Origin of the sequence: Nocardioides sp. B-3, from assembly GCF_024703895.1 — a bacterium.
In the GTDB taxonomy this organism is placed as follows: domain Bacteria; phylum Actinomycetota; class Actinomycetes; order Propionibacteriales; family Nocardioidaceae; genus Nocardioides.
Map to the genome: position 1 here is coordinate 4,114,546 of NZ_CP087968.1, position 25,863 is coordinate 4,140,408.

General features: G+C 70.4%; 33 protein-coding genes and 10 pseudogenes. 20 read left to right on the forward strand and 23 right to left on the reverse strand.

Annotated features, from left to right (window positions below; genetic code table 11):
• Window positions 1–41: 41 nt before the first annotated feature.
• Window positions 42–398, forward strand: coding sequence for a thioredoxin family protein (locus tag LP418_RS29995; RefSeq protein ID WP_336275841.1), 357 nt, complete (start codon window positions 42–44; stop codon window positions 396–398).
• Window positions 364–715: pseudogene (locus LP418_RS34815) on the forward strand (rhodanese-like domain-containing protein). The gene LP418_RS29995 and the pseudogene LP418_RS34815 overlap by 35 nt, the downstream one beginning before the upstream one ends.
• A gap of 6 nt (window positions 716–721) precedes the next feature.
• On the opposite strand, the gene LP418_RS27230 reads toward LP418_RS34815, so the two are convergent.
• The 8 genes and pseudogenes from LP418_RS27230 to LP418_RS27260 form a co-directional block, all read right to left on the reverse strand.
• On the reverse strand, window positions 722–874 hold the full coding sequence (locus LP418_RS27230) for a hypothetical protein (protein WP_257957290.1): 153 nt from the start codon (window positions 872–874) through the stop codon (window positions 722–724).
• A gap of 61 nt (window positions 875–935) precedes the next feature.
• Window positions 936–1,028, reverse strand: a pseudogene (locus tag LP418_RS27235) (hypothetical protein); the annotation flags it as partial.
• A complete protein-coding gene (locus LP418_RS31790) occupies window positions 1,025–1,171 on the reverse strand; it encodes a hypothetical protein (protein WP_336276166.1) in 147 nt (48 codons plus the stop codon). The gene LP418_RS31790 and the pseudogene LP418_RS27235, both read right to left, overlap by 4 nt.
• A gap of 27 nt (window positions 1,172–1,198) precedes the next feature.
• Window positions 1,199–1,492, reverse strand: a pseudogene (locus tag LP418_RS31795) (AMP-binding protein); the annotation flags it as partial.
• Between the two features lie 115 nt (window positions 1,493–1,607).
• Window positions 1,608–2,228 (reverse strand): annotated as a pseudogene (locus LP418_RS27245) (AMP-binding protein); the annotation flags it as partial.
• Between the two features lie 35 nt (window positions 2,229–2,263).
• Window positions 2,264–3,151, reverse strand: coding sequence for a lysophospholipase (locus LP418_RS27250; protein WP_257954399.1), 888 nt, complete (start codon window positions 3,149–3,151; stop codon window positions 2,264–2,266).
• Window positions 3,152–3,166: 15 nt separating this feature from the next.
• A complete protein-coding gene (locus LP418_RS27255; protein ID WP_257954400.1) occupies window positions 3,167–3,934 on the reverse strand; it encodes an LLM class F420-dependent oxidoreductase in 768 nt (255 codons plus the stop codon).
• Window positions 3,925–4,212 (reverse strand): hypothetical protein, encoded by a 288-nt coding sequence (locus tag LP418_RS27260; protein ID WP_257954401.1) that lies wholly within the window; start codon window positions 4,210–4,212, stop codon window positions 3,925–3,927. Before LP418_RS27260 ends, LP418_RS27255 begins: the two co-directional genes overlap by 10 nt.
• A gap of 56 nt (window positions 4,213–4,268) precedes the next feature.
• Between LP418_RS27260 and LP418_RS27265 the strand changes: the two genes are divergently transcribed.
• From LP418_RS27265 to LP418_RS34820, 6 genes are read left to right on the forward strand one after another with little or no spacing between them, the layout of a single operon-like run.
• Window positions 4,269–5,231, forward strand: coding sequence for a Zn-ribbon domain-containing OB-fold protein (locus LP418_RS27265; protein WP_257954402.1), 963 nt, complete (start codon window positions 4,269–4,271; stop codon window positions 5,229–5,231).
• Window positions 5,232–5,280: 49 nt separating this feature from the next.
• Entirely contained in the window at window positions 5,281–5,634 is a 354-nt protein-coding gene (locus LP418_RS27270) for a hypothetical protein (protein WP_257954403.1), read from the forward strand.
• 5 nt (window positions 5,635–5,639) lie between these two features.
• Window positions 5,640–6,074: a hypothetical protein gene (locus tag LP418_RS27275; protein ID WP_257954404.1), complete on the forward strand. Its 435-nt coding sequence runs from the start codon at window positions 5,640–5,642 to the stop codon at window positions 6,072–6,074.
• Between the two features lie 35 nt (window positions 6,075–6,109).
• Complete coding sequence (locus LP418_RS27280; protein ID WP_257954405.1) at window positions 6,110–6,289, forward strand: hypothetical protein; 180 nt, start codon at window positions 6,110–6,112, stop codon at window positions 6,287–6,289.
• A complete protein-coding gene (locus LP418_RS27285; RefSeq protein ID WP_257954406.1) occupies window positions 6,286–7,209 on the forward strand; it encodes a hypothetical protein in 924 nt (307 codons plus the stop codon). The genes LP418_RS27280 and LP418_RS27285 overlap by 4 nt, the downstream gene beginning before the upstream one ends.
• Entirely contained in the window at window positions 7,092–7,448 is a 357-nt protein-coding gene (locus tag LP418_RS34820; protein WP_442940333.1) for a thiolase C-terminal domain-containing protein, read from the forward strand. The genes LP418_RS27285 and LP418_RS34820 overlap by 118 nt, the downstream gene beginning before the upstream one ends.
• Window positions 7,449–7,719: 271 nt before the next feature.
• On the opposite strand, the pseudogene LP418_RS34825 reads toward LP418_RS34820, so the two are convergent.
• Window positions 7,720–7,968: pseudogene (locus LP418_RS34825) on the reverse strand (cytochrome P450); the annotation flags it as partial.
• Between the two features lie 76 nt (window positions 7,969–8,044).
• A complete protein-coding gene (locus tag LP418_RS30005; RefSeq protein ID WP_272496293.1) occupies window positions 8,045–8,767 on the reverse strand; it encodes a hypothetical protein in 723 nt (240 codons plus the stop codon).
• Window positions 8,768–8,825: 58 nt separating this feature from the next.
• On the opposite strand from LP418_RS30005, the pseudogene LP418_RS27300 reads away from it, so the two are divergent.
• The 4 genes and pseudogenes from LP418_RS27300 to mraY form a co-directional block, all read left to right on the forward strand.
• Window positions 8,826–9,350, forward strand: a pseudogene (locus LP418_RS27300) (steroid 3-ketoacyl-CoA thiolase); the annotation flags it as partial.
• 49 nt (window positions 9,351–9,399) lie between these two features.
• A pseudogene (locus tag LP418_RS27305) lies at window positions 9,400–9,531 on the forward strand (steroid 3-ketoacyl-CoA thiolase); the annotation flags it as partial.
• A 128-nt stretch (window positions 9,532–9,659) separates the two neighbouring features.
• Complete coding sequence (locus tag LP418_RS27310) at window positions 9,660–9,989, forward strand: hypothetical protein (RefSeq protein ID WP_257957211.1); 330 nt, start codon at window positions 9,660–9,662, stop codon at window positions 9,987–9,989.
• A 64-nt stretch (window positions 9,990–10,053) separates the two neighbouring features.
• Window positions 10,054–11,142, forward strand: a pseudogene (gene mraY / locus LP418_RS31800) (phospho-N-acetylmuramoyl-pentapeptide-transferase).
• 9 nt (window positions 11,143–11,151) lie between these two features.
• Here the strand turns inward: mraY and LP418_RS27325 are convergent.
• The 9 genes from LP418_RS27325 to LP418_RS27365 all read right to left on the reverse strand — a co-directional run bounded on the left by LP418_RS27325 (window position 11,152) and on the right by LP418_RS27365 (window position 17,805).
• On the reverse strand, window positions 11,152–11,559 hold the full coding sequence (locus tag LP418_RS27325; RefSeq protein WP_257954409.1) for a sensor histidine kinase: 408 nt from the start codon (window positions 11,557–11,559) through the stop codon (window positions 11,152–11,154).
• Window positions 11,560–11,681: 122 nt separating this feature from the next.
• A complete protein-coding gene (locus tag LP418_RS27330) occupies window positions 11,682–12,539 on the reverse strand; it encodes a cyclic nucleotide-binding domain-containing protein (RefSeq protein WP_257954410.1) in 858 nt (285 codons plus the stop codon).
• Window positions 12,540–12,632: 93 nt separating this feature from the next.
• Window positions 12,633–14,114: an FAD-dependent oxidoreductase gene (locus tag LP418_RS27335; protein WP_257954411.1), complete on the reverse strand. Its 1,482-nt coding sequence runs from the start codon at window positions 14,112–14,114 to the stop codon at window positions 12,633–12,635.
• Window positions 14,115–14,306: 192 nt separating this feature from the next.
• Window positions 14,307–15,065, reverse strand: coding sequence for a M24 family metallopeptidase (locus LP418_RS27340; RefSeq protein WP_336275842.1), 759 nt, complete (start codon window positions 15,063–15,065; stop codon window positions 14,307–14,309).
• Window positions 15,062–15,379: an ATP-binding cassette domain-containing protein gene (locus LP418_RS27345; RefSeq protein ID WP_257954412.1), complete on the reverse strand. Its 318-nt coding sequence runs from the start codon at window positions 15,377–15,379 to the stop codon at window positions 15,062–15,064. Before LP418_RS27345 ends, LP418_RS27340 begins: the two co-directional genes overlap by 4 nt.
• 43 nt (window positions 15,380–15,422) lie before the next feature.
• Window positions 15,423–15,977: a hypothetical protein gene (locus LP418_RS27350; protein ID WP_257954413.1), complete on the reverse strand. Its 555-nt coding sequence runs from the start codon at window positions 15,975–15,977 to the stop codon at window positions 15,423–15,425.
• Window positions 15,974–16,423, reverse strand: coding sequence for an ATP-binding cassette domain-containing protein (locus LP418_RS27355; RefSeq protein WP_272496294.1), 450 nt, complete (start codon window positions 16,421–16,423; stop codon window positions 15,974–15,976). Before LP418_RS27355 ends, LP418_RS27350 begins: the two co-directional genes overlap by 4 nt.
• Window positions 16,359–16,610, reverse strand: coding sequence for an ATP-binding cassette domain-containing protein (locus LP418_RS30010; protein WP_272496295.1), 252 nt, complete (start codon window positions 16,608–16,610; stop codon window positions 16,359–16,361). The genes LP418_RS27355 and LP418_RS30010 overlap by 65 nt, the downstream gene beginning before the upstream one ends.
• Window positions 16,611–16,929: 319 nt before the next feature.
• Window positions 16,930–17,805 carry a PhzF family phenazine biosynthesis protein gene (locus tag LP418_RS27365; protein ID WP_257954414.1) on the reverse strand — a complete coding sequence of 292 codons (876 nt, stop codon included), beginning with the start codon at window positions 17,803–17,805 and terminating at the stop codon, window positions 16,930–16,932.
• Between the two features lie 318 nt (window positions 17,806–18,123).
• Here LP418_RS27365 and LP418_RS27370 point away from each other — a divergent pair, with 318 nt between their 5' ends.
• Both LP418_RS27370 and LP418_RS34830 read left to right on the forward strand, forming a co-directional pair.
• On the forward strand, window positions 18,124–19,146 hold the full coding sequence (locus LP418_RS27370; RefSeq protein WP_257954415.1) for a 13E12 repeat family protein: 1,023 nt from the start codon (window positions 18,124–18,126) through the stop codon (window positions 19,144–19,146).
• Window positions 19,049–19,348, forward strand: a complete 300-nt coding sequence (locus LP418_RS34830) for an HNH endonuclease signature motif containing protein (protein ID WP_442940334.1) — start codon at window positions 19,049–19,051, stop codon at window positions 19,346–19,348. The genes LP418_RS27370 and LP418_RS34830 overlap by 98 nt, the downstream gene beginning before the upstream one ends.
• A gap of 14 nt (window positions 19,349–19,362) precedes the next feature.
• Here the strand turns inward: LP418_RS34830 and LP418_RS27375 are convergent, their stop codons facing one another.
• The 3 genes from LP418_RS27375 to LP418_RS27380 all read right to left on the reverse strand — a co-directional run bounded on the left by LP418_RS27375 (window position 19,363) and on the right by LP418_RS27380 (window position 20,647).
• Complete coding sequence (locus LP418_RS27375) at window positions 19,363–19,488, reverse strand: hypothetical protein (RefSeq protein ID WP_257954416.1); 126 nt, start codon at window positions 19,486–19,488, stop codon at window positions 19,363–19,365.
• Window positions 19,449–19,871: a GNAT family N-acetyltransferase gene (locus LP418_RS34835; RefSeq protein WP_442940335.1), complete on the reverse strand. Its 423-nt coding sequence runs from the start codon at window positions 19,869–19,871 to the stop codon at window positions 19,449–19,451. The genes LP418_RS27375 and LP418_RS34835 overlap by 40 nt, the downstream gene beginning before the upstream one ends.
• A 551-nt stretch (window positions 19,872–20,422) precedes the next feature.
• The gene (locus tag LP418_RS27380) at window positions 20,423–20,647 is read right to left on the reverse strand and encodes a hypothetical protein (protein ID WP_257954417.1); all 225 of its coding nucleotides are present in this window, start codon (window positions 20,645–20,647) and stop codon (window positions 20,423–20,425) included.
• 259 nt (window positions 20,648–20,906) lie between these two features.
• Between LP418_RS27380 and LP418_RS27385 the strand changes: the two genes are divergently transcribed.
• The 3 genes and pseudogenes from LP418_RS27385 to LP418_RS34840 all read left to right on the forward strand — a co-directional run.
• A complete protein-coding gene (locus LP418_RS27385; RefSeq protein WP_257954418.1) occupies window positions 20,907–21,122 on the forward strand; it encodes a hypothetical protein in 216 nt (71 codons plus the stop codon).
• Between the two features lie 288 nt (window positions 21,123–21,410).
• Window positions 21,411–22,934 carry a M3 family metallopeptidase gene (locus tag LP418_RS27390; protein WP_257954419.1) on the forward strand — a complete coding sequence of 508 codons (1,524 nt, stop codon included), beginning with the start codon at window positions 21,411–21,413 and terminating at the stop codon, window positions 22,932–22,934.
• A 44-nt stretch (window positions 22,935–22,978) separates the two neighbouring features.
• Window positions 22,979–23,428 (forward strand): annotated as a pseudogene (locus tag LP418_RS34840) (sulfotransferase family 2 domain-containing protein); the annotation flags it as partial.
• 142 nt (window positions 23,429–23,570) lie between these two features.
• On the opposite strand, the gene LP418_RS27400 reads toward LP418_RS34840, so the two are convergent.
• Window positions 23,571–24,257, reverse strand: coding sequence for a sulfotransferase family protein (locus tag LP418_RS27400; RefSeq protein ID WP_257954421.1), 687 nt, complete (start codon window positions 24,255–24,257; stop codon window positions 23,571–23,573).
• A gap of 51 nt (window positions 24,258–24,308) precedes the next feature.
• Between LP418_RS27400 and LP418_RS27405 the strand changes: the two genes are divergently transcribed.
• The 3 genes and pseudogenes from LP418_RS27405 to LP418_RS27415 all read left to right on the forward strand — a co-directional run bounded on the left by LP418_RS27405 (window position 24,309) and on the right by LP418_RS27415 (window position 25,860).
• Window positions 24,309–25,073: a sulfatase-like hydrolase/transferase gene (locus tag LP418_RS27405; protein WP_257954422.1), complete on the forward strand. Its 765-nt coding sequence runs from the start codon at window positions 24,309–24,311 to the stop codon at window positions 25,071–25,073.
• 65 nt (window positions 25,074–25,138) lie between these two features.
• Window positions 25,139–25,408 (forward strand): annotated as a pseudogene (locus LP418_RS31805) (sulfatase-like hydrolase/transferase); the annotation flags it as partial.
• Between the two features lie 47 nt (window positions 25,409–25,455).
• Entirely contained in the window at window positions 25,456–25,860 is a 405-nt protein-coding gene (locus tag LP418_RS27415) for a sulfatase/phosphatase domain-containing protein (RefSeq protein ID WP_336275843.1), read from the forward strand.
• The last annotated feature ends 3 nt before the right edge of the window (window positions 25,861–25,863 follow it).

Here is a 25,863-nt window from a genome sequence, read left to right on the forward strand (position 1 = left end):
CAAGGCAACGCTCGGCGAGGGGCCCACGTACGCTGAATCCCATGAGTACGCGTGAGCTGACCGCTGATTCCTTCGAGCAGACCATCTCCGGCGACGGCATCGTCCTCGTCGACTTCTGGGCCGAGTGGTGTGGCCCGTGCAAGCAGTTCGGGCCTGTCTTCGAGGCGGCCGCGGAGGCCAACCCGGACATCACCTTCGGCAAGGTCGACACCGAGGCCGAGCAGCAGCTCGCGGGCCGGGCGGGGATCCGTTCGATCCCGACGCTGATGCTTTTCCGCGACGGGATCCTGCTGTTCAACCGAGGCCGGTGCGCTCCCGCCCCGGGCCCTCGGCGACATCATCAAGCAGGCGCGCGAGCTGGACATGGACGAGGTACGGCGCCGGGCCGGCGCCGCTGAGGAAGCCGCCGATGCCGGCGAGGTCGGCCTCGACGACTTCGCGGCAGCGCACGCGGGTGGGGCCTTTGTGCTGGACGTCCGCGAGGACCACGAGTTCACCGCCGGCCACGTGCCCGGCGCCGTGCACGTGCCCATGAACGACCTCCCCGACGCGGGTCGCCGAGCTGCCGACCGACCAGCCGGTGTTCGTGATCTGCGCCGTCGGCGGTCGCAGCCGCCGGGTCGTCGACCACCTTCGCGCGCAGGGCCTCAGCGCGTTCAACGTCAGCGACGGCACCAACGGCTGGGCCCAGCGCGGTTGGCCGCTCGAGCGCTGACGGACCTCAGGAGTACCGGGCTCGCAGGGCCTTCTTGTCCGGCTTGCCGAGCCCGGTGAGCGGGATCGCGTCGACCGCGATCACCTGCTTGGGCGCATGCAGTGACCCCTTGCGCTCCTTCACCAGCGCGATGATCGAGGCGACATCGACCTCCGACAACGGAGGAACGCGGGGGCAACACGAGGGCAGTCACCGCTTCGCCGTACCTCTCGTGCGGGGTGCCGATCACCGCGACACGGGCAACGGCGGGGTGGGTCGCGACGACGTCCTCGACCTCGCGCGGGAAGACGTTGAAGCCGCCGGTCACGATCATGTCCTTGGTGCGATCGACGATGTACCAGAACCCGTCCTCGTCCTCGCGCGGACGTCGCCGGTGTGCAGCCAGCCGTCGCGAAACGTCTCTGCCGTCTCCTCGGGCAGCTTCCAGTAGCCACCCGCGAGCAGCGGTCCGGCCACGCAGATCTCCCCCGGTTCACCGACGGCGACCGGCCTGCCGTCCTCGCCGAGCAACGCCGTACGCACGAAGGCGCTCGGCCGTCCGCAGGAGGCGAGCCGCTCGGGGGTGTGGTCGCCCTTCGCGAGGTAGGTGATCGCCATCGGCGCCTCCGACTGGCCGTAGTACTGCGCGAAGATCGGCCCGAACCGGTCGATCGCCTCCTGCAGCCGCGTCGGGTTGATCGCGGAGGCGCCGTAGTAGACGGTCTCCAGCGACGACAGGTCGCGGGTGTGGCTGTCGGGATGGTCGAGCAGCGCGTAGAGCATCGACGGCACCAGCATCGTCGCCGTTATCCTGTCGCGCTCGATCGCCTCGAGCACGAGCCCCGGATCGAACCTCAGGGAGCACGAACAGCGACCCGCCCCTGATCACCGTCGGCACGAAGAACGCGGCGCCGGCGTGCGACAGCGGCGTGCACATCAGGAAGCGCGGTTCGCGGGGCCACTCCCACTCGGCGAGCTGGATCTGGCTCATCGTGTTCATCGCCTGCGCGGTGCCGATGACGCCCTTCGGCCTGCCCGTCGTCCCACCGGTGTAGGCGATCGAGACGACGTGGTCGGGCGGGAGATCCCTCGCGGTGAGGGGACGAGCGTCGTACGCCGCAGCACGAGCCACGAGGTCCACGCCGACGTGCGCCGGGGCCGGCGGGACGGGGCCGATCGTCAGCACCTGCCGCAGCTCGGGGCAGAGCTCGAGCAGGCCGACCGCCCGCTCCGCGAAGATGGGGTCGACGATCAGGGTCGTGATCTCGGCGTCGTTGATGACGTAGGCGTGGTCCTCGAGGCTGCCGAGCGGGTGCAGGCTGGTGCGCCGGTAGCCCTGCGTCTGGCCGGCACCGAGGATGAACAGCACCTCGGGCCGGTTGGGCGATAGCACCGCCGCGCCCCCACCATCACCGAGGGCATCGAAGGCCCGGACGTAACGACTGATCTCGTCGGCCGTCTGGCCACCGGTGAGGGTCACGTCGCCGAGGTGCATGACCGGCTTGTCGCGGTGCCGCTTGAGCGCGGCCACCATCAGGTGACCGTTGTGGATCGGCTCTCGCAGGGAAGTCACACCCCGCACACTAGAACAGGTTCTAATGTGCGGCCAGCCACTCGATCACGTAGGCCGTGATCTCGTCGCGGTTGGTCTCGTTGAAGATCTCGTGGCGCGCGCCGTCGTAGGTCTTGACGGTCACGTCCCGGACGCCGGCGTCGCGGTAGCGGTGCCCCGGGGGCTCGGACCAGCTCCCCGCCACCGGCCAGCGGGTCGGCGAGGCCGGACACGATGAGGATCGGCAGGTCGGAGCGGATGACGGAGAGCGCCTTCTTGTCCGCCAGCGTCGCCGCCGCGCCGAACAGTGCGGGCACCGTCTCGTCGGGCAGGTCGAAGCCGCACAGCGGGTCGGCGACGTAGGCATCGACCTCGGCCGTGTCGCGGGAGAGCCACTCGTAGCCCGTGCGGTGCTCGAACCCGGCGTTGAACGCCTCGAGCCCGACCGGTCCTTCCGAGGCGGCCAGCCCGGCGGCCAGCAGGTCGAGCGCCGTGGAGCCGGAGAGCACGACACCGGCATACAGGTCGGAGTGCTCCAGCAGCACCGACTGCGCGGCGAACGAGCCCATCGAGTGGGCGATCAGGAAGAGCGGCAGGTCGGGGCGGTCCTCGCGGAGCGTGGCGCCGTACGCCGCAGTGTCGGCGATCAGACCGTCGAACCCGACCTTGCCGAAGTCGCCGGGGCGGCCGGAGATGGACTTGCCGTGACCGCGGTGGTCGTGGGCGTGCACGAGGTAGCCGGCGCCGTTGAGCGCCCGGGCGAGCCGGTCGTAGCGAGCCGCGTGCTCGGCCGAGCCGTGCGCGATCTGGACGGCGGCGACGGGCTTGAAGAGGTTGTCCCACTCATAGGTGGCGAGGATCGTCGCATCGGCCGGCGACGTGAAGGTCGAGCCCTTGGCTGTCATGTCGTCACGCTAGGCCTAGGCGAGCAAATCGGCGATGGTTCGCACTTCATCGGCGGTTCGGCACGACAGCAGCAGGGTCGTGACGCCCGTGGACTCCCACTCGGCGACGCGTTCCTTGACGTAGCCGGCGTCGCCGACGATGTGCATGTCGTGCACGAGCTCGTCGGGGACCAGCGCGGTCGCCTCGTCCTTGCGACCCTCGAGGTAGAGCCGCTGGACCTCGTCGGACAGGGCCCGGTGGCCCATCCGCTCGAAGACCTGCTTGTGGAAGTTGGCGTCCTTCGCACCCATGCCGCCCATGTAGAGCGAGATCACGCCCTTCAGGGCGTCGACCACTGCGGCCCGCTCGGCGTCCGAGGCGGTGATCTGGAGGTGGCAGGTGGCGGCGATCTCGAAGTCGTCCCGGGTGCGCCGGGCGCCGGTGCGGGCGAAGCCCTCGTCCAGCCACGGCTGGTACATCGCGGCCGAGCCGGGCGTGTAGAAGATCGGGATCCACCCGTCCGCTATCTCCGCGGTCAGCGCGACGTTCTTCGGGCCCTCCGCGCCGAGCCAGATCGGGATGTCGGCGCGCAACGGGTGCACGATCGACTTGAGGGGCTTGCCCAGACCGGTGGCGCCCTCGCCGGCATACGGGAGCGGGTGGTGCGGGCCGTCGTTGGTGACCGGCGCTTCGCGTGCGAGCACTCGGCGGATCACGTCGACGACCTCACGCGTGCGCGCCGGGGGCTTGGAGAACGGGGCGCCGTACCACCCCTCCACGACCTGCGGACCGCTCACGCCCATGCCGAGGACGACGCGGCCACCGCTGAGGTGGTCGAGGGGTCAGCGCGTGCATCGCGATCGACGTGGGCGCGCGCCCGGACATCTGCACGATGGAGGTGCCGAGCCGCACGCGCGACGTCTCGCGGCCCCCACCGGGCCAACGGCGTGAAGGCATCGGAACCCCACGCCTCAGCGGTGAAGATCGCGTCGAACCCGGATTCCTCCGCCGCCATGACGAGGTCGGCGACGCCGATGGGCGGCTGCGCGCCCCAGTAGCCCAGTTGCAGTCCCAGCTTCATGGACTCACTCTCGCAGATCCCTTGTCGGCAAAACTAGAACGTGTTTCACTCTGGTCATGTCGCGCACGCTCTCGCAACCCGTGACCGTGGCCTTCGACTACACGCGCTCGACGGGTCCGGTGATCGGTCGCTTCCTCACCGGGCTGCGCGACGGCGTCGTGCTCGGAGGTCGTACGGCGAACGGTCGGACACTCGTCCCGCCGCCGGAGTTCGACCCGGAGACCCACGAGGCCGTCACCGACTTCGTGCCGGTCGGGCCGGGCGGCGTCGTCACGAGCTGGACGTGGGTCCCCGAGCCGGTGGCCGGGCAACCGTTCGACCGGCCGTTCTCGTGGGCGCTGGTGACGTTCGACGGTGCTGACTGCCCGATGCTGCTCGCCCTCGACGCGCCGCGCGAGGAGATCCGGACCGGGATGCGGGTCGCCGTCCGCTGGGCTCCGGAGCGGGTCGGCGCGATCACCGACATCGGCTGCGTCACTCCGGAGGCCCTTGGTTTCGACACGCTCGCTGCGCTCGCTGCTCAACCAGCGAGGGGTGCCGACGTCACCGGCATCGTCTCCCCTGTCTCGCTCGACTACCTCTACGCCGCGTCGCCTGAGGAGTCGGCCTTCTTCGCCGGCCTCGCGGAGGGCCGGATCATCGGGCAACGCTGCCCCGTCTGCCACAAGGTCTACGTCCCACCACGCGGCGCGTGCCCGGTCGACGGGGTGCCGACGACCGACGAGGTGCAGCTCCCGGACACCGGCACCATCACCACCTTCTGCATCGTCAACGTCCCGTTCCCGGGGCAGAAGATCACCCCGCCCTACGTCAGCGCCTACGTCCTGCTCGACGGCGCGGACATCGCGATCCAGCACCTGATCCCGGAGGTCCCGGCCGACGAGGTGCGGATGGGCATGCGGGTCGAGGCGGTGTGGCGACCTCGCGAGGAATGGGGCACGACGATCGAGAACATCGCGCACTTCCGCCCGACCGGCGAGCCCGATGCGGACTACGAGAACTACCGGATGCACCTGTGAGGGCCGAAGCTTGAGGGATTGTGCGGTCGTCGCCTTCGCGCAGCGGCAGATGCGGGAGTTCGACGGCTCCCCCACGTGCGTCGAGCTGCTGGTGCCGATCTTCGCCGAGTGCTACGAGCAGACCGGCTTCACCCGCCGGGACATCGGCTTCTGGTGCTCGGGCTCGAGCGACTACCTCGCCGGCCGCTCGTTCTCCTTCGTCAGCGCGGTCGACGCGATCGGCGCGCTGCCGCCGGTCAACGAGTCCCACGTCGAGATGGACGCGGCCCTGGGCGCTCTACGAGGCCCGGCTGAAGATCCAGACCGGCGAGGTCGACACCGCGCTGGTCTACGGGTTCAGGCAAGTCCAGTGCGGGCACGCTGCGCCGTACCCTCGCGCTCCAGCTCGACCCCTACACGATGACGCCGTTGTGGCCCGACACCGTCTCCATCGCCGCGCTGCAGGCGCGGCTCGGGCTCGACGCGGGGCTGTGGGACGAGGCCGCCCTCGCCGCCGTGGCGCAACGATCACTGACCAACGCCGAGTCCAACGAGTGGGCGATCCGCAGCGGCGGCTCGAGCATCGAGGACCTGCTCGCTCGTTCCCTGTACGCCGATCCGCTGCGCAAGCACGACATCGCCCCGGTCTCCGACGGCGCCTCCGCGATCGTGCTCGCCGCCGGCGACCGGGCGCGCGAGGCGTGCGAGCGGCCGGCGTGGATCACGCACATCGCGCACCACATCGACCCGTTGCACCTCGGGGCGCGCGACCTGACGACGTCCCCGTCGACCGGACGGTCCCGCTCCGACCACGCGGGTCGACGTCGCCGAGCTGCACGCGCCGTTCTCGCACCGGGGAGCTGATCCTCAGGCGCGAGCTCGGCCCGGCCGACGATGTGGTGATCAGCCCGTCCGGCGGCGCGCTCACCGCCAACCCGATGTTCAGCGCCGGCCTCAACCGGATCGGTGAGGCGGCCTCCCGGATCCGGGACGGCTCGGCGGGATCTGCTCTCGGGCACGCCACCAGCGGACCGGCCCTGCAGCAGAACCTCGTGTGCACGATGGGAGCAACGCCGTGACGAAACAGCCCGCAGCCGTCGTCGGCATCGGCCAGACCCATCACCGCGCCAAGCGCGAGGACGTCTCGATGGCGGGCCTGTGCCGCGAGGCGATCGACCGGGCGCTGCTCGACGCCGGCATGTCCTTCGACGACATCGACGCGGTCGTCGTCGGCAAGGCTCCCGACCTGTTCGAGGGCGTGATGATGCCCGAGCTGTTCCTCGCCGAGTCGATCGGCGCCGCCGGCAAGCCGCTGCTGCGGGTGCACACGGCCGGCTCCGTCGGCGGCTCGACCGCGATCGTGGCCGCGTCGCTGGTCCAGTCGGGCGTGCACAAGCGCGTGCTCACGGTCGCCTTCGAGAAACAGTCGGAGTCCAACGCGATGTGGGCGCTCAGCGTCCCGGTCCCGTTCGTGATGCCCGTCCACGCAGGTGCCGGCGGCTACTTCGCCCCGCACGTCCGCTCCTACATCCGACGCTCGGGAGCACCCAGCCACATCGGCGCGATCGTAGCGGCCAAGGACCGGCAGAACGCACTGCTCAACCCCTACGCCCACCTCAAGAACCCCGACATCACCGTCGAGTCGGTCCTCGCCAGCCAGATGCTGTGGGACCCGATCCGGTACGACGAGACGTGCCCGTCCTCGGACGGCGCCTGCGCCCTCGTCATCGCCGACGCCGACACCGCGGCCTCCATCACCGACCCGGCCTCGGATCCACGGCACCGTCATGCGCAGCGAGCCGACGACCGCGGCCGAGCGCGACCAGGGTCAACCCGCTGGCCGGTCGCGCCGCCGCGGCCGCCCTCTGGAAGCAGGCGGGGATCACCAACCCGCTCGAGGAGATCGACGCCGCCGAGATCTACGTGCCGTTCTCGTGGTTCGAGCCGATGTGGCTGGAGAACCTCGGCTTCGCCGCAGAGGGCACCGGCTGGCAGCTGACCGAGGCCGGGGACACCGCCCTCGACGGCCGGCTGCCCGTCAACGCGTCCGGTGGCGTGCTGTCGTCCAACCCGATCGGTGCCTCCGGCATGTTGCGGTTCGCCGAGGCCGCCCTGCAGGTCCGTGGGCAGGCCGGCGAGCATCAGGTCGACGGCGTACGCCGAGCGCTGGGCCACGCCTACGGCGGCGGATCGCAGTTCTTCGCGATGTGGGTGGTCGGCGCGGAGAAGCCGGCCTGACCCGCAACGTCATGAGGACTGCTCGTTCGAACGAGCAGTCCTCATGACATCCGCTGCGAGCTGGCCTCGAGTCGGTCAGGTCGCGTAGCGGACCGGGAGCTCCTTGATCCCGTTGATCCACCCCGACCGCAGGCGCCGCTCGGGCCCGGCGGCCGCGATGTCGGGCATCCGGTCGGCGATCACGTTGAACATGATCTCGACCTCGAGCCGGGCCGAGGTTGGCGCCGATGCAGTAGTGCGCACCGTGGCCGCCGAAGGCGACGTGCGGGTTGGGGTCGCGGGTGACGTCGAAGGTGTCGGGGTCGGTGAAGACCTCGTCGTCGTGGTTGGCGCTGGCGTAGAAGATCCCGACCCGCTGGCCGGCCTTGATCTGCTGGCCGCTGACCTCGGTGTCGATCGTCGCCGTACGCTGGAAGACCGTCACCGGCGTGGCCCAGCGGATGATCTCGTCGACCGTCGTCTGCGGACGCTCCTTCTTGAACAGCTCCCACTGGTCGGGGTGGTCGAAGAAGGCCTTCATGCCGTGCGTGATCGCGTTGCGAGTCGTCTCGTTGCCGGCGACCGCGAGCAGGATCACGAAGTAGCCGAACTCGTCGTCACCGAGGTGTCCGTGGCCGTCGATGTCGGCGGTGACGAGCTTGGTGATGATGTCGTCGCGCGGGGTTGGCGCGGCGGTCCTCGGCCATGCCCATCGCGCAGCCCGGGATCTCGGCAGCGGCGACGGCCGGGTCGACGTCGTAGTCGGGGTCGTCATAGGCGAGCATCTGGTTGGACCAGTCGAAGAGCTTGCGGCGGTCGTCCTGCGGCACACCGAGGAGCTCGGCGATCGCCTGCAGCGGCAGCTCGGCGGCGACGTCCTCGACGAAGTCGCCCGAGCCCTTCGCGATCGCGTCGTCGACGATCTTCTCGGCCCACTCCTGCAGCGTGCCGTGCAGGGCACCGATCGCGCGCGGCGTGAAGCCACGGCTGATGATCTGGCGGCTCTTGGTGTGGTCCGGCGGGTCCCGGTTGATCAGCATGACTCGCTGGAGCTCGACCTCCTCGCGGGTGATCTCGGAGTTGAGCCGGATGATCGCGGTGTTCTCGCTCGTCACGAAGTCCTTGGACTTCGACACCAGCGAGACGTCCTCGTGACGACTGATCGCCCAGTAGCCGGTGCCGCCCTCCATGCCGGCCCGCGCCTCCGGCGGCTGCTCGACCCAGAAGACCGGTGCGTGCTTGCGCAGCGCGAGGAACTCCGCGTGCGGGACGCCGATCTCGTTGATGGCCGGGTCGGTGGGGTCGAAGCCCTCAGGCAGGTTCTCGAGCTGTGCAGTCACGTGAGACAGACTCCCACGAGGCTTGTCGAATAACAAGAACGTGTTCTAGTTTTGGCACATGGGCACCCCTGTGATCGTCGAAGCCGTCCGTACGCCGCTGGGCAAGCGCCGAGGCTGGCTGGCCGGCCTCCATGCGGCCGAGCTGCTGGGCGCCTCCATGACCGAGGTCGTTCGCCGCTCCGGGGTCGATCCTGCTCTCGTCGGCCGGGTCATCGGCGGCTGCGTGACGCAGGCGGGCGAGCAGTCCAACAACATGGTGCGCCGCGCCCGGATGCACGCTGGACTGCCCAACGACGTGGCTTCCACCGTGATCGACGCCCAGTGCTCGAGCGCCCAGCAGGCGACCCACCTGATCAACGCGATGATCGCGGGGGGCGCCATCACGGCCGGCATCGCCTGCGGTGTCGAGTCGATGTCGCGCATCGGGCTCGGCGCCAACGTGCCGCCCGGGACCGGTGACCCACGACCGCCGTCGTGGGACATCGACCTGCCCAACCAGTTCGAGGGCGCCGACCGGATCGTGCGGGACCGTGGGTTCTCGCGCGCGGCCGTCGACGAGTTCGGTCTCTGGTCCCAGCAGAAGGCGCGAGTCGCCCCGGGACGAGGGCCGGTTCAAGCGGGAGACCTTCGCGGTGTCGGCGCCCACGCTGCTCGAGGACGGCAGTGTCGGCGAGACCACGACGGTCGACACCGACCGGGGCGTGCAGGACACCTCGCTCGACGCCCCGGCCGCCCTCAAGCCGGTGCTCGAGGGCGGCATCCACACGGCGGGCACGTCGTCGCAGATCTCCGACGGCTCGTCGGCGCTGCTGCTGATGGACTCCTCCCTCGCGGAGTCGCTGGGCCCTGACGCCCCGGGCGCGGATCGTGGCGTCCTGCCTCGTCGGGGCCGATCCCTACTACCACCTCGACGGGCCGGTCCAGGGCCACGGAACGCGTGCTCGCGGACTCCGGCATGGGCATCGGCGACATCGACATCTGCGAGGTCAACGAAGCCTTCGCGGGGGTCGTGATGTCGTGGGCCCACGTGCACGCCGTACCCCCGGAGAAGATCAACGTCAACGGCGGCGCCATCGCCCTCGGCCACCCCGTCGGCTCGACCGGGACGCGGCTGCTCACGACTGCCTTGCACGAGCTGGAGCGCCGCGACGCGTCGACCGCGTTGGTCTCGATGTGCGCCGGTGGCGCGCAAGCCTCTGCGACCATCATCCAGCGGCTCTGACTCGGCGGATCCCCCTCGTGGCCGCGGCGATCGACACACCCGGGCGGCTGAGAGGTTCAACCAGATGCGGGCAATCCTGATCAGCAGCGGGCTCGCGGTGGTCTTCTCGCTGCTCGGGACCCGCCTCGCCATCCGCTGGTTCACCGAGCACGGCTTCGGCCAGCCGATCAGGGACGACGGCCCCACGACACACCACGTCAAGCAGGGCGTCCCGACCATGGGCGGGCTGGTGATCTCGGCGAGCGCCACGGCGGCCTACCCGGCGGCCACGCTGCTGACCGGTGGACGCCCCAGTGCCAGCGCCCGGCTGCTGCTCCTGCTCTTCCTCGGCTGCGGGATCGTGGGGTTCCTCGACGACTTCATCAAGGTCTACGCCCAGCACAACCAGGGGGACTCACCAGCCGCGCCAAGATGGCCGGGCAGACGGTCGTCGCCCCGGCCTTCGGCCTCCCGGCCACGCAGTTCTTCGCCGACGAACGAGGGGTCAGGCCCGCGTCGCAGCACATCTCCCTCACCCACGACTGGGGGATCAAGCTGCCCCCGGTGGTGGTCCTGCTCGTGATCTGGTTCATCGTGACCGCGACCTCCAACGGAGCCAACCTCGGCTGACGGCGCCGACGGCCTGCTGGCCGGCACGTCGGCGATGATCTTCGGCGCCTACACGGTCGTGAACTTCTGGCAGAACAACCACCGCTGCGGGTCCCTACGGCCCTCCGTGCTCGAGTCGCAGTGCTACGAGGCGCGCGACCCCCTCGACCTCGCGGTGTTCGCAGCCGCCATCGCCACGGCCTGTGTCGGCTTCCTGTGGTGGAACGCCAAGCCGGCGCGGATCATCATGGGCGACGTCGGCTCCCTCGCCATCGGCGGCGCGCTGGCCGGTCTGGCCATCATGTCCAGGACCGAGATCCTGATGGCCGTCATCGCCGGACTGTTCGTCCTCGAGACGATGTCGGTGATCCTGCAGATGAGCTACTTCAAGCTCACCGGGCGGATCACCGGCACCGGACGCCGCATCTTCCGGATCGCCCCCATCCACCACCACTTCGAACACCCGGGATGGGACGAGGTCACCGTTGTCATCCGCTTCTGGATCATCGCCGGCCTGTTCGTGGTGTCGGGCCCGGGGATCTTCTACGCCGACTGGCTCGGCTGACCCCTCCGGTCAGTCCGTGTGCGAGATCGGGATCCGCACCTCGAAGACGGTGTGGCCGGGCTCGGAGTGGATCAGGATCTCCCCGCCGTGCCGCTCCACCACGATCCGGCGGGCGATGTCGAGCCCGAGGCCGGTGCCCCGACCCACGTCCTTGGTCGTGAAGAACGCCTCGAAGGCGCGTGCGGCGACCTCGTCGCTCAGCCCCGGACCGGTGTCGCACACCTCGATGACCACCCGGTCCTCGTCGAGCCGGGTCACCACGCGTAGGACTCCGGTGTCCCCCATCGCGTCGAGGGCGTTGTCGATCAGGTTGGTCCACACCCGGTTGAGCTCTCCGGGGAAGGCGTCCACCACCGGCAGGTCCGGGTCGTACGCCCGCACGACCTCCACTCCGTCGGGCACCTTGTGCCCCAGCATCACCAGGGGTGCTGTCGATTCCTTCAGTGACCGTGGTCGGCTGGCGCGATCCGCGATCCATCTGCGAGTAGGACCTGACCGCCGTGACCAGCTCGGAGACGCGCCGGGTCGACTCGCGGATCTCACCCAGCGTGGTGGACAGCGAGGTCGTCGCGGCCACCCAGCCGAGCCCGGCCGACACGGCGGGTCCGAGCAGGGCGTCGGTGCGCTCGCACCACTCGATGTCGGCCGCCGCGGCGGCCGGGGCGGGCGCGATCTCCCACCCGCGCTCGACACCGCGGCTCTCCAGCCAGCCGTCGAGGCGTTCCTCGGCGTCGGCTAGCTGCAGTGCGTCGAGGGATCGCGGCCGCTCGCCCAGCTCGCGTCGCAGCTCGTCGAGGCTGGCGAACTGCTCGGCCGAGATCCGCTGCTGGGCGAGCTCGCCCAGCGACGTCAACAGCGAGGTGCTGTCCGTCTCGAGGGCGGACACGGCGCGCACGGCCGCGGCGGCGGGGTTGTTCAGCTCGTGCGCGAGTCCGGCCGCGAGCCGGCCCGGGGTCACCGGGGGAGTCGCGCTGGCGGGCCGTCGCCTCGATCCGCCGCGCCGTACCGAAGATGCCGTTGACGATGTGGACGCCGAACGGGAACCACTCGTCCAGCAGCGCCCGCAGGGACGCTGACGGCAGGCGGAACATCCGGCCCGGCTCCACCCCGCGGGCGGTCGCGAGGTAGACGCCCTGCTCGTCCCGGGCCCGGAAGCCGCCCGCCCACAGCCCGGCCTTCGCCATCCGCCCGACCACGACGTCCTCACGGCCGACGTGGCGCACCAGCTCGATCGCGCCGTCGACCAGCACCCACCAGAAGTCCGCGTGCTCTCCCTCGCGGAACAGCTCGACGCCGTCGACGATCGCGACGTCCTCACCGGCCGCGAGCAGCTCGTCGAGCTGGGCGTCGTCGAGGCCGTCGAACAGCGCGATCGGCCGCAGGTCGTCGCGGCGCATCAGATCGTCACGAGGTAGCGGTGCACGTGGTAGATCGTCATCGCGCCCTCCCCGACCGCTGACGCCACCCGCTTCATCGAGTCCAGTCGCACGTCACCGGCGGCGAAGACCCCCCGGCACGCTGGTCTCGAGGGAGTACGGCGCCCGCTCGAGCGGCCAGCCCTCGCGCACGTCCGGCCCGGTGACGACGAAGCCGTGGCCGTCCCGACGGACCGCCTCCCCCAGCCAGTCCGTGCGAGGTTCGGCGCCGATGAAGACGAAGAGCCAGCTGGCGTACACGACCTCGACGGCACCGGTGATGCGGTCGGCGATGGTGAGGCACTCGAGGTGCCCGGCGCCGCCGACCGCCGCCACCTCGCTGGACGTGCGGACCTCGATGGTCGGGGCGGACGTGATCCGGTCGACGAGGTACTGCGACATGGTGGCCTCGATCGAGGGCCCGCGCACCAGCAGGACGACGCGCTTGGCGTGCTTCGCGAGGTTGAGTGCAGCCCGGCCCGCGGAGTTCGCGGCGCCCACGAGGTAGACGTCGTCGCCGTTGCACTGCGCGGCCTCGGTCGCGTCCGCGCCGTAGTAGACCCCGCGTCCGGTCAGGGCGTCGACGCCGTCCGCGGCCAGCCGCCGGTAGGACACTCCCGTGGCGACGATGACCGAGCGGGCCTCGATGGCGGCCGTCTCGCCGGCCTCCTCGTAGAGCACCGCCCGCGCCGGTCCACGCGTCTCCAGCCCCGTGACCTCGCGCGCCAGCACCAGCTCGGCACCGAAGCGGGTCACCTGTGCGAGTGCGCGGTGGGTGAGGTCGGCACCGCTGAGGCCACGCGGGAAGCCGAGGTAGTTCTCGATTGCCGCGCTCTGCCCGGCCTGCCCACCCGCGGCCTCCCGCTCGACGATCACGGTGCTGAGGCCCTCGGATGCGGCGTACACCGCGGCGGCGAGCCCGGCGGGCCCGGCCCCGACGATGCAGACGTCATAGACCTGCTGCTGCGCGGTGGTGCGCAGCCCGAGGGCTCGGGCCACGTCCAAGGGGTGTGGGCTGACCAGCGGATCGCTGTCCGGGACGAGCACGAGCGGCAGGTCGCTCGGGTCCACGCCCGCAGCGCTGCGCAGCCGCTCGCCCTCAGGGTCGACCTCGACATCGAGCCACTTGTAGGGCACGTGGTTGCGGGTGAGGAACTGCCGGAGCTCGTGTGCACCCTCGGACCACCGGTGGCCGACGACCCGGACCGCGACGGTGCTCTCCGGGTTCTCGGCACGCCAGTCCGCGAGCAGGTCGTCGATGACGGGATAGAGCCGGTCCTCGGGCGGGTCCCGGGGCTTGAGGAGGTAGTAGTCGAGGCCGATGTCGTTGATCGCCCGGATGGCCACCTCGGTGTCGGCATAGGCGGTGAGCAACAGGAACTTCGCACTGGCGGCGTGCACACGGGCGCCGGCCAGCATCTCGATGCCCGTCATCATCGGCATCCGCTGGTCGGCGGCGATCAACGCCACCGGCTGGTTGCGCAGGCTCAGCCGCTCGAGCAGGTCGAGTGCCTCCGCCCCCGGAGGTCGCGCGCACGATCCGGAAGTCCTTGCCATACCTGCCACGCAGGTCGCGGCTGATGGCAGCCGACACTCCCGGATCGTCGTCGACGGTCAGGATCGCGGGCTTGACGGAGTCCATCGCGGCGAGGCTAGGGCCGACGTGGCGGCGACCGGCCGGGATCGCACCGTCTTCCCCAATCCGGGTGAGGCGCTTGCTCGGCCTGCATCGGCCCTACTTGGGCAGCGTCAGGATCTCCCGCGCCGTCGTCGGTGATCGCGATCGTGTGCTCGCTGTGGGCCGTGCGGCAGCCGGTCACGCTGCGCAGCGTCCACCCGTCGTCGTCGGTCACGAGCTGGTCGGTGTCGACCATCACCCGGGGTTCGAGGGCCAGCAGGAGCCCCAGGGCGCAGCTTGTAGCCGCGGCCGGGCCGTCCGGCGTTCGAGATGTGAGGTTCCCGGTGCATCGTCGAGCCGATGCCGTGACCGCCGAACTCGGTGTTGATCGGATAGCCCGCCTCCGCGAGCACGGTGCCGATCGCGTGGGACAGGTCGCCGATCCGGGATCCGGGTCCAGCGGCCGCGATGCCGGCTGCGAGCGCTCGTTCGGTGGCCTCGATCATCGCGACGCTCTCCGGCGAACTGCTGTCGCCGACGACGAAGCTGATGGCCGAGTCGGCCGCGATGCCGTCCTTGAGCACGGCGAGGTCGAGGGTCAGCAGGTCGCCGTCGGCCAGCGCGTAGTCGTGGGGCAGACCGTGGAGCACCGCGTCGTTGACGGACGTGCAGATGTAGTGGCCGAACGGTCCCCGGCCGAAGGACGGCTCGTAGTCGACGTAGCAGGACTGTGCGCCGGCCTTGACGATCATCGCCTTGGTCCAGCCATCGATGTCCGGGAGGTTGGTGCCGACCTTCGCGCGGTCCCTCATCGTCTGCAGGATGTCGGCGACGAGCGCACCCGACTCCCGCGCCGGGGCCACCCGGGCCGGGTTCAAGATCTCGATCATCCGACGACCACCTTTCCTTCGTCGACCTGCCAGCGCTGGTCGAGCCTCACGTTGGCGAGGAGCCGACGGTCGTGCGAGACGAGCAGCAGCGTTCCGGCGTACGACTCGAGGGCCTGCTCCAGCTGCTCGATGGCGGGCAGGTCGAGGTGGTTGGTGGGTTCGTCGAGGACGAGCAGGTTGACGCCGCGGGCCTGCAGGAGCGCCATCGCGGCGCGGGTGCGCTCGCCGGGAGAGAGTCGCTCGACGAGGCTCGCGACCTGATCGGCCTTGAGCCCGAACTTGGCCAGCAGCGTCCGCACCTCCGCGGCCGTCATGGCGGGTACGGCGAGCTCGAACGCGTCACCGAGCGCCGGGTCCTCAGCGAGCGACGTCCGGGCTCAGTCGATCTCGCCGATGGCGACACTGGCACCTCTCGACGCACGCCCCTCGTCTGGCTCGGTGTGCCCGAGGACGAGCCGCAGCAGCGTCGTCTTGCCGGCCCCCGTTGGGCCCGGTGATCGCGACCCGGTCCCCGGCGGTGACCCGGAGGGAGACGGGTCCGAGCACGAAGTCGCCCGAGCGCTTGGTGGCACCGTCGAGGGTGGCGACGACGCTCGAGCCCCGCGGAGCCGCGGCGATGTCGAACTGGAGCACCCACTCCTTGCGGGGCTCTTCGACCTCCTCGAGGCGCGCGATCCGCGACTCCATCTGGCGCACCTTCTGCCCCTGCTTCTCCGACGACTCGGTCTGCGCCTTGCGCCGGATCTTGTCGTTGTCGGGCGACTTCTTCATCGCGTTGCGCACGCCCTGCGAGCTCCACTCGCGCTGGACCCGCGCCCGCGACACGAGGTCGGCCTTCTTGTCGGCGAACTCGTCATAGGCCTCTCGGGCGTGCCGCCGGGCGACGGCTCGCTCCTCCGGGGAAGGCGTCATATCCGCCGTCGTAGACGGCGACCCGGGTGCTGGGCGAGGTCGAGCTCGACGATGCGGGTGACGCAGCGCGCGAGAAACTCGCGGTCGTGCGAGACGAGCACGACGCCCGCGCGGAGGCCGCGCACGAACGACTCGAGCCGCTCGAGCCCGTCGAGGTCGAGGTCGTTGGTCGGCTCGTCGAGCAGCACGATGTCGAAGCGGCTGAGCAGCAGCGCGGCGAGGGCGACGCGGGCGGCCCGGCCACCGGAGAGGGAGGTCATCTCCGTGTCGAGGCCGATCTTGAGGCCCAGCTCGGCCAGCGTGGCGGGCGCGCGGTCCTCGAGGTCCGGCGCGCCGGTGGCGAGCCAGTGGTCGAGGGCTTGCGCATACGCGTCCCCTGCGTCAGGGGTCGTCCGACTCGAGGGCTGCGGCAGTGCGCTCCATCGCCTCGGTGGCGTCCGCCGCACCTGTACGGCGACCCGGGTAGCCCGCCACGGTCTCCCCGCGATCCGCTCGTGCTCCCGGGGGCAGCCATCCGACGAACGCGTCGGACGGCGCGGTGGACACGGTGCCGGCCATCGGCGTCGACTCCCCCGCGAGCAGTCGCAGCAGCGTGGACTTGCCCGCGCCGTTCGCGCCGACGACGCCGACCACGTCGCCGGGCGCGACCGTCAGGTCAAGGGACTCGAAGAGGGTGCGGTGACCGTGGCCGCCGGCCGGGTCCTTCGCTACCGGGGGTGCCGCTCACGGGGTGAGCCTAGGCGCCGGCAAGCGGCCCGAACTTTCCCGGTCGTTGTTCGAGGTGTCATCAGCCCGTCGCCAGTGGTGGGTGCACTCGAGGAACACATCCCGGAGACGTCCCCGCCAACCCCGCCTTCGGCTACCAGTACTTCGGCGAAGTCACCATCGACGCGAGCTCGCGGGTGATGAGCGTCAACCTGCGCGACATCGACGGTGTCGTGCTGCACACCACTCAGCTGCAACCCGCTGGCTGAGCGTCGACGGCGTCAGTGACGCGGATGCTGCCGTTGATCCGCGTCACTGCGTCGCCGGAGACCCAGACCCCGGTCGGTGCGGACTCGATGTGGACGCGACCGTTGCGACCGATGACCGACCCCTGCCGCGCGACATAGTTGTCGGGCAGGACGCCACTTCCGATGAGCCACTGAGCGACCGCGGCGTTGGCGCTGCCCGTGACCGGATCCTCGCCGAAGTCGCGGCCGTCGGCATAGAAGGCGCGCACCTCGACGTCGGCCCCGAGTTCGGCCGCGACCGCGTCGTCCCACCGACCGACGATCGCCACCTTCAGATCGGTGAAAGCCGCGATGTCGGGAACCACGCCGACGACCGCAGCGGCCGACCCGAGGTCGACGCCCACCCAACCCGGCCCGTTGTCGGCCCACGCCATGCCAAGGACCGCGGACTCGTCGACGGCGAGCGCCCTCACGATGCGCGCGCGCAGCTCGGGCTCCACCTCACCCGAGCGGCGCAGCGGCGGCGCGACGAAGCCGAGGCGCGGCTCTCGCCGGACCCGGACGAGCCCGAATCCGCACTCCTGCACGATCACGTCATCGCGAGGGGTGCCGCCGGCTTCCAGCCATGCGTGTGCGCTGCCGATCGTGGGGTGACCGGCGAAGGGCAGCTCTCCACTCGTGGTCCAGATGCGCACGCGGTAGTCGGCTGTCGGGTCCGTCGGGGCACACAGGAAGGTCGTCTCGGACAGGTTCGTCCAGCGGGCGATCGCCGCCATCTGCTCGTCACTGAGGCCGTCGGCGTCGTGGATGACGGCCAGCGGGTTGCCCAGCCACGGCTCGGCGGAGAAGACATCGACCTGTCGAAAGGGCAGCATGGCTCCACCCAATCACCACTCTGTTCGCCGGCAGCGAACTTCTCCACACACTGCTGTCAGGGCCTTCCCCAGGCGCTCGAACGGGCGTACGATTGCACTAGCAAACGGCCCAAAGCGGACCAGATCAGCGGGTGAGCAAACTGCGACTCATCCCGTCAGGGAACTGCTGATCGAACCACCACCCGGACAAGGCGCCCCGGACCCCGAGTCACTCGACTTTGGGGTTGGTTCGAGCCGATCCGGGGGGTGCCGATGTCGATCGATGAGGATTGGCGTGCACCCGGTGCCTCGGCTGTGCCGTCACCGGTCCTGACCTCTGTGCTGACGCGGTTGGAGACGGCGTATGACGATGTGGGCTCGATCCCGGTCACGACCCTGACTGACGAGGACCTCACTCGGCTGGTCGATGCGGCCACCCGGCTCGTGGACCGCTCCACGGGTGTGGTGATGGCTGCGGTCGGGGAGGCCGATCGCCGCCGTCTCGGCGACAGCATTGGTGCCCGGCACACGGGGCAGTGGTGGGCGCAGCGCTCGTTGCTGACCCGTCCGGAGGCGAACCGGCTGACCCATCTGGGTCGGCGGTTGTCCGAGGAGCTCTATTCACCGGTGCAGGCCGCGTTGGCCGCGGGTGGGGTGCATGTGGACCGGGCGTGGGTGATCGTGAAGGCCGTCGATGCGGTCCCGGCCGAACACGGCGACGTGAAGCCCGCGGCGGTCGATCACCTGCTGATCCCGGCGAAGGACCACGACGCCAAGGCCCTCAAGGTCCCGGGGCGGCGGATCCCGGACACGGTGGCCCCGGAGGTGGGCGAGGCCGCCGAGGCGAAGGCCCTCGCTGATGAGGAGGCCGCCGCGGCCCGCAAGGTCACCCTCACGCTGCGCGACCATCCCAACGGCACCACCACCGGCAAGTTCACGCTGCCCACCGCCGGCGCCGGAGAGATGCTCCGCAAGCAGCTGATGGCGATCGCCGCCCCCCAGCACCAGAACGCCACCCGGGACCCGGACCCCAAGGCCGAACGGGATGCGCGGCCGCTGCACGAGCGCCTCGGGTGGGCCTTCATCGAGTGGATCGAGCGCTACGCCGCGGACCGTCTTCCCACCAGCGGTGGGGTGTCGGCGACCGTCGTGGTGACGATGGGCCCGGGCACGCTGATGGGTGGCACGGCCGCCGCGTCGCTCGGACACCGGTGGCCGGATCAGCGCCGGACAGGCCCGGCGGCTCGCGTGCGAGGCCGGGATCATCCCGGCCGTGCTCGGCGGGGCCTCGGAGGTCCTCAACCTCGGCCGCACCCGTCGGTTCCACACCAAGGCTCAGCGGGTCGCGATCGCGCACCGTGATGGTGGCTGCACCGCCGAGGGGTGTGACCTGCCGCCCGCGGCGTGCCATGTCCATCACGACCTGCCGTGGTCCCGGGGCGGACCCACCGACACCACCACCGGCCGGTTGTTGTGCCACCGCCACCACCGCGTGATCCACGACGACCGCTACGAGACGACGCGCCTGTCCAACGGCAAGGTCAGCTTCCACCGGAGGACGTAGGCCGGCGAAAGGCGTTACAGGATCTCTGGGCTCGTGAAGGCCCAGTCGAGGCCGTCCTCCCCCCGGCAGTCCATCGCCGCATCGCGTTGTAGTCCGGCCTTCAGGGCCACGTTCTGGCTGAAGCGGTTGTCTGGTCGCACGCGCGACGATCGTCTCCGCCGGCATCTCGTCCAAGGCCCTCGACACAACGGCCGCGGCGGCCTCGGTGGCGAGTCCCCGTCCCCACACCTCCGGCACGAAGCGATAGACCCGGGTTCAACACTGGGCGTCCGTATATCAGCATCCGCTTCACGCCGGCATAGCCGATGATGGGGTTCGAACCGGACTCGCGGACGCACCAATAGCCGAAGCCGTGCTCGTCCCAGTGGCGGACCCACCGGGCCACCAGCTCAGCCGCCTCGCCCCGATCCTCGAGCCTGTCGGACGGGTTGTGCTCAACGGTTCGCGGGTCTCCGAGAATTGCGAACACTCCCGCCGAGTCGGTCGCGACGGGCCGGGTCAACCTCAACCGCTCGGTCCTCATCTCCCGGGCACCCACGGCTGGATGTTCCCACGCGCAGCCACGGACACACCGAGCGATCAACTCCTCCGCGCAAGGCCCGGCACGGATCGGAATCTCACGCGCGTGCCGCGAACCGCGCGCTCATGCCGATGAGCGGACCTGTGATGTCAAGACAATGCATGATGAAGGAACGGCTCAGGGAGGTAGGCATGCGACGGAGCGTTGCGGTTGGCGTCGTGTTGACCGCCGCCATCATGGGTTGTGGCGTGGCACCGACACCGACTGCAACTCTTGTCGGGCAGGTGAGCGAGCGCGACAAGTCAGTTACGTGCGTCGCTGCTCCGGAAGGAACGGGGCAGTGCTTCACTACGGACGACGTCACGTCCTCGCTGCGGGTCAACGGCTGCGTGGAGGTGACGTATGAAGACCCGAGGGACGCGTCGCTCGGTCCTTTCGTGGCGCGGAGCGTGCGGGAACTCGATGCGGGGTCGTACATAGAGGAGTGCTCCCAGCCATAACCGCCCGGATCTGCCGCTGATGGTGCGCGGATCTGCCGATGAGCGGACGGCAGGTCATCTGCTTTCGAGCGACGATGGCCGGTGGCCGAAGTAGGCCGGCGGCTGGGCAAGGAACGCTTGTAGAGCCGGTTCGACCCTTCGCGAGAGGAAGTCGGCCCAGATGGCCGCGTCGGTCTCGTCGTAGTAGGCGAACCACACATCGGTTGGGTCGACAGTCTGCGTAGTCGCGGCGAAGGAGCGGAGATAGTGCTCGCGCACATCTTCGGGCAACTCGCGCAAGAAACCCTCGTCTGGAGGAGGCAAGGTCTGGGCGCGGAGAACCTTGACCAGATGGGTGGACCGGAATGCATCTGAACGGGGCTCACGGCGGCTGAAATCGTTGCGGTCGCGCCCAAGGAATCCCACGGGGCTAACGCTATGCCTCCGTTGGCTCTCGGCGATCCATCTTCCATGAAACACGTCCGGAACTGCCGCACTCCGCGCGGGTTCCCGGGGGACGTTCAGGCTGCCAGTCGGAGGCGTTTGCTTGGATGGCGACATGACCAACTCGCTGCTGGCCCCGTCGACGCTGCCGTTCGACCTCCCCGACTACGCCCACGTGACCGATGCCGACTTCCGCGAGGCGATCGAGGCAGGGCATGGCCGCGCACCTCCCGGAGCTGGACGAGATCGCCAAGGACACGGCGCCCGCGATCGTCGCCAACACGCTCGAGGCGTGGGAGCGCAGCGGCAGCCTGCTGACCCCGTGCGATGAACGCGTTCTGGGTCGCCAAGGCGGCCGACACCAACGACGAGCGCGACGCGATCGAGGGAGGACATCGCGCCCGGGCTGGCCCAGCACGAGGACGCGATCCTGCTCAACGCCGCGCTCTACGCACGGCTGACCGACCTCCGCGACCGCCGCGAAGCCGGCGAGGTCACCCTCGACGCCCGGGAGGCGCACCTCCTCAGCGAGCGCCTGAAGGACTTCGAGCGCGGCGGCATCGCGCTGGCCGAGGAGCAGCAGTCGCGACTGCGCGAGCTCAACACGGAGCTGGCGACGTTGGCGACCGGGTTCGACCAGCTGCTCGTGGCCGGCCGCAACGCCGCCGGTGTCCACGTCACCGACGAGGCCGAGCTCGACGGCCCGGACGAGGGCGAGAAGGCGGCGGCGAAGGAAGCCGCCGAGGAGGCCGGCAAGGACGGCTGGCTGCTCACCATCACCAACACCACCGGCCAGCCCGTGCTCGCCGACCTCACCAACCGAGACGTCCGTCAGCGGGTGCACCTCGCCAGCGTCGAGCGCGGCCCGGTCGCGGGCGAGCACGACACCCGCGGCGTGCTGCTCACGATGGCCAAGCTCCGCGACGAGCGCGCGTCTGCTGGGCTACCCCCACCACGCGGCCTACGCCGCCGAGGACGGCTGTGCCGGCAGCACCGACGCGGTCAACGAGATCCTCGGGCGCCTCGGCCCCGCGGCCTACGACATCGTCCGGGCTCGCGGCGAGCAGCTCCGGGCACACCGGCGGAGCTCGAGCCCGGCGCCACCCTCGAGGCCCGGGACTGGGCGTACGTCGACGCCCGGCTGCGGCAGCAGGAGGCCGAGCTCGACCGGGGCGCGCTCCGCCCCTACCTCGAGTTCGACCGGGTGCTGGAGCACGGCGTGTTCGCCGCCGCCACCGCGCTCTACGGCATCACCTTCCTCCGCCGCGAGGACCTCGTCGGCTACACCGCGGACGCCCGCGTCTACGAGGTCCGGGAGGCGAACGGCGACCACACGGGAGTCGCCGTCATCGACCCCTACACCCGCTCGACCAAGCAGGGTGGCGCCCGGATGACGAGCATCGTCGACCAGAGCCAGCTCCTCGACGACTCCCCGGTCGTGACCAACACCTGCAACTTCCCGCCGCCCGCGCCCGGCAGCCCGAGCCTGCTGTCGTGGGACAACGTGATCACGCTCTTCCACGAGTTCGGCCACGACCTGCACGGCCTGCTCTCGGACGTCCGCTTCCCGAGCCGCAGCGGCACGTCGGTGCCGCGCGACTTCGTCGAGTTCCCCAGCCGGGTCAACGAGATCTGGGCGCGTGAGCCCGGCCTGCTCGCGGCGTACGCCCGCCACCACGAGACCGGCGAGCCGCTGCCGGCCGAGATGCTGGCCCGGGTGATGGAGACGGCCGGCAAGGAGACCTACCGCTACGCCGAGCTGCTGGCCGCGGCGATCCTCGACCGGGCGTGGTACCAGACCCCGGCCGCCGACCTGCCCGCAGATCCCGAGGGCGTCGAGGCGTTCGAGCTCGCGGCCCCGGACAAGGCCGGAGTCGGCTACGCGCCGGTCCCGCCGCGTTACCGGTCGACGTACTTCCACCACATCTTCGGCGGTGGCTACTCCGCGGCCTACTACGCCTACCTCTGGTCCGAGATCATGGACGCCGACACCGTCGCGTGGTTCGAGGGCCGGGGCGGCATGACCCGCGAGGCCGGCGAGCACTTCCGCCGCACGCTGCTCGGGCCGGGCGGATCGGTCGACGCGATGGACTCCTACCGGACGTTCCCGCGGGAGCGACCCCCGACCTCTCCCACCTGCTGAAGCGCATCGGGGCCGAGTAGGTGCTGGTCTCCGACGAACGCCGGATGCTGTTCGTCCACATCCCCAAGACGGGCGGGGCGTCGGTCGAGCAGCTGTTGCGCGAGATGTGCCCGGACGCGCGCTCGGTCGGCAAGCAACGGCACGCACGGCTGCGGCGGATCCTCGCCCAGCACCCCGAGCTCGAGGGCTACTGGTCGTTCGGGTTCGTGCGCAACCCGTGGGCCCGGATGGTGTCGTGGTACGCCATGATCGAGACGTGGGACCGGCGCTGGGGCCCGGCCTCCGGGCGCCCGCAGGACGGACAGTGGGGCTCGACCCGCGACGGCAATCCGCTGTGGCGCACGGTCGCGGCCTACGCCGACTTCGAGGAGTTCATCCTGCGCGGCACCGCCGAGGTCGACCGCCTCGCGATGCCCCGGGTCGACTACCTCGTCGACGGCGACCAGCGCGCCGACTTCATCGGTCGCACCGAGTCCCCGGCGGCCGACATGGCGACCGTCCAGCGCGAGCTCGGGATCGAGGTCACCGAGATCCCGCGCCGCAACACCACCGCGCACGGGTCCTACCGCGACTACTACTCCCCCGCGGCGCTGACCGCATCGGCGAGGTCTACGCGAAGGACGTCGAGGCGTTCGGCTACGACTTCTGAGCGGGCAGGTGCTTCGTCTTCTCGGGTCGCGTGGGTACGGCGAGGGCCGTGCCCTGCGCCCCGGACCACTGCCCGGTCTCCTGCAACCGTGAGTGGACGGCGTACTCCGGCGCGAAGTAGTCCTCGAGCGAAGCCCGCATCGTGTCAGACAGCTCCGGCACGACGTTCCGAGGAGACGTTGCGACGCTCGACGCTGATGTCGGCGCCGAGCCGCTGGCCGAACCACGCCTGCCACACGTCGGGGGCGTTCGACGGCGAACACCCGGTCCACCTCGACGACACCGTCGACCGTGAGGAACTGTCCCGGACGACCGCGCGGCGTCAGGGGCCGTCGGGTCGCCGTCCACGTACATCCTCGCGAACTCCTCGAAGCCCGGGTCGTGGGTGGAGTTGTCCACTGCGTCGTCGAGCCGGGCGCGGTAGCGCCACCACGACTCGAGCCGGGCGATCGGGTCACGGAACATCGTCACCAGCTCATAGCTGGACCGCGGGTGCCCCTCCGCGGCCGGGCCCGGCTCGATCCGCTTGGCGAACCCAGCGCAGCCGAGGTGCTTGCGGCTGGGCGGCCGGTCGATGACGAGCGAGGCGTAGGGCGCCAGCGCGGACTCGATCGAGGTCGACGCGCACTTCGGCATGGCCAGCAGCACGAAGCCGTGCACGGGGAAGGCCATCATGGCGACCGATCATGTCAGAGCCACCACCTCCTCAGAGTTAGGGTTCGGCTCGTGTCCCGCTTGTCCGCCCTCACCGTCGTCCCGTTCCTGCTGGCCGGACTGGTGCTGTCGGGCTGCTCCATCGTCCGGGACGACAACCCCGACCCCACGCCTCCTCCGTCCACGTCAGGTGTCACGGTCGGCGACCGGCCCAACATCGTGCTGATCACCTCCGACGACCAGACCAAGCTCGAGCTCAAGTGGATGCCGCAGACCCGGCAGCTGCTGGGCAGGGCCGGGCTGACCTTCAACAACATGATCGCGCCGCACCCCAACTGCTGCCCGGCGCGGGCGCAGATCCTCACCGGGGAGTATGCCCACAACAACGGCGTACGCACGAACTCACCGCCGTGGGGCGGTCACGAGGGTTTCAGCCCGACGACGGCGCTGCCGCTGTGGCTGCAGGCAGCGGGCTACCGCACGGGCTTCATCGGCAAGTACATGCACGGCTACGACGAGACCGACGGCATCGAGCCCGGCTGGGACCAGTGGAAGCCGATCGTCGGCATCCTGTCCGACTACCGCGCGTTCCTGCAGTACGACAACGGGCAGCTCGTGCGCTTCACCGAGGCCGACTACTACACCGACGTCGTGGCCCAGCAGGCCGCCGACCCGGTCACCGACTTCAGCGCCTCCGGCGAGCCCTTCTTCCTGTGGTCCAGCTTCATCGCCCCGCACGGCACCTGCCGGGCAACACCGAGGCCGACTGCTCCGGCCCGCCACCCGCGGCAGACCGGCATGCAGGCGTGCTCGGCGACGTGGCCCTCCCCTCACTGACGGCGCGCTCCTTCAACGAGGAGGACCTCAGCGACAAGCCCAAGGACGTCAACGCGCTGCCGCTGGTGGACCCGGCCACCCAGCAGACACTGTTCACGCAGCGGCTGCGCGCGCTGGCCGCGCTGGACGAGGCCGTGGCCGGCATCGTCGCCTCCCTCGAGGCGGCGGGCACGCTCGACGACACCGTCATCATGTTCACCAGCGACAACGGCTACCTCTTCGGCGAGCACCGGCTGGTCGGCAAGAACGTGCCCTACGAGGAGTCCATCCGGGTACCGCTGGTGATGCGCGGTCCCGAGATCCCCGTCGGGGAGCGGCGCAAGCAGATCGTGGCCATGGTCGACTGGCACCGACCATCGCCGAGCTGGCGGGCGCCGAGCCGATGGTCGAGATCGACGGTCGCAGCCTGTTGGGGTACGCCGTCAAGGACCGCCACCAGCGCGACCGCGGCCTGCTCATCCGGGCCGGCTCGAAGGGCAAGGACAAGAAGACGGCCCGGCGCTGGCGCGGCGTGCGCACCAAGCGCTACACCCTCGTCCGCTGGCAGGGCCCGCGGTTCGTCGAGCTCTACGACCGCACCATCGACCCCGACCAGCTGACCAACCCGGCGCTGGAGCCGGCCTACCGTCGCGTGCGCCGCGCGCTCGCGGACTACCTCGACACCCTCGAGGACTGCAAGGACTCGACGTGCCAGAACGCTGGTGCCAAAGCTGCCCGAGCCGTCCTCCGCCGCTGGTTGAGCAGCGACGAGCGCAGCGAGGAGCGTGTCGAAACCAAGGCTCCTTGATTT

Excerpts from the sequence above, each read along its gene's own strand:
- LP418_RS27255 (WP_257954400.1), bottom strand. The coding sequence starts at position 3,934 with ATGGGCGTGAGCGGTCCGCAGGTCGTGGAGGGGTGGTACGGCGCCCCG.
- LP418_RS27345 (WP_257954412.1), bottom strand. The coding sequence starts at position 15,379 with ATGACGGCCGCGGAGGTGCGGACGCTGCTGGCCAAGTTCGGGCTCAAG.
- LP418_RS27270 (WP_257954403.1), top strand. The coding sequence starts at position 5,281 with ATGCGGGAGTTCGACGGCTCCCCCACGTGCGTCGAGCTGCTGGTGCCG.
- LP418_RS27415 (WP_336275843.1), top strand. The coding sequence starts at position 25,456 with ATGGTCGAGATCGACGGTCGCAGCCTGTTGGGGTACGCCGTCAAGGAC.
- LP418_RS27260 (WP_257954401.1), bottom strand. The coding sequence starts at position 4,212 with ATGAAGCTGGGACTGCAACTGGGCTACTGGGGCGCGCAGCCGCCCATC.
- LP418_RS27325 (WP_257954409.1), bottom strand. The coding sequence starts at position 11,559 with ATGCTGGGGCACAAGGTGCCCGACGGAGTGGAGGTCGTGCGGGCGTAC.
- LP418_RS29995 (WP_336275841.1), top strand. The coding sequence starts at position 42 with ATGAGTACGCGTGAGCTGACCGCTGATTCCTTCGAGCAGACCATCTCC.
- LP418_RS27350 (WP_257954413.1), bottom strand. The coding sequence starts at position 15,977 with ATGACGCCTTCCCCGGAGGAGCGAGCCGTCGCCCGGCGGCACGCCCGA.
- LP418_RS27330 (WP_257954410.1), bottom strand. The coding sequence starts at position 12,539 with ATGCGCCGCGACGACCTGCGGCCGATCGCGCTGTTCGACGGCCTCGAC.
- LP418_RS27365 (WP_257954414.1), bottom strand. The coding sequence starts at position 17,805 with ATGCTGCCCTTTCGACAGGTCGATGTCTTCTCCGCCGAGCCGTGGCTG.
- LP418_RS27340 (WP_336275842.1), bottom strand. The coding sequence starts at position 15,065 with ATGATCGAGATCTTGAACCCGGCCCGGGTGGCCCCGGCGCGGGAGTCG.
- LP418_RS27385 (WP_257954418.1), top strand. The coding sequence starts at position 20,907 with ATGACCAACTCGCTGCTGGCCCCGTCGACGCTGCCGTTCGACCTCCCC.
- LP418_RS27335 (WP_257954411.1), bottom strand. The coding sequence starts at position 14,114 with ATGGCAAGGACTTCCGGATCGTGCGCGCGACCTCCGGGGGCGGAGGCA.
- LP418_RS27250 (WP_257954399.1), bottom strand. The coding sequence starts at position 3,151 with ATGACAGCCAAGGGCTCGACCTTCACGTCGCCGGCCGATGCGACGATC.
- LP418_RS27265 (WP_257954402.1), top strand. The coding sequence starts at position 4,269 with ATGTCGCGCACGCTCTCGCAACCCGTGACCGTGGCCTTCGACTACACG.
- LP418_RS27400 (WP_257954421.1), bottom strand. The coding sequence starts at position 24,257 with ATGATGGCCTTCCCCGTGCACGGCTTCGTGCTGCTGGCCATGCCGAAG.
- LP418_RS34835 (WP_442940335.1), bottom strand. The coding sequence starts at position 19,871 with ATGAGGACCGAGCGGTTGAGGTTGACCCGGCCCGTCGCGACCGACTCG.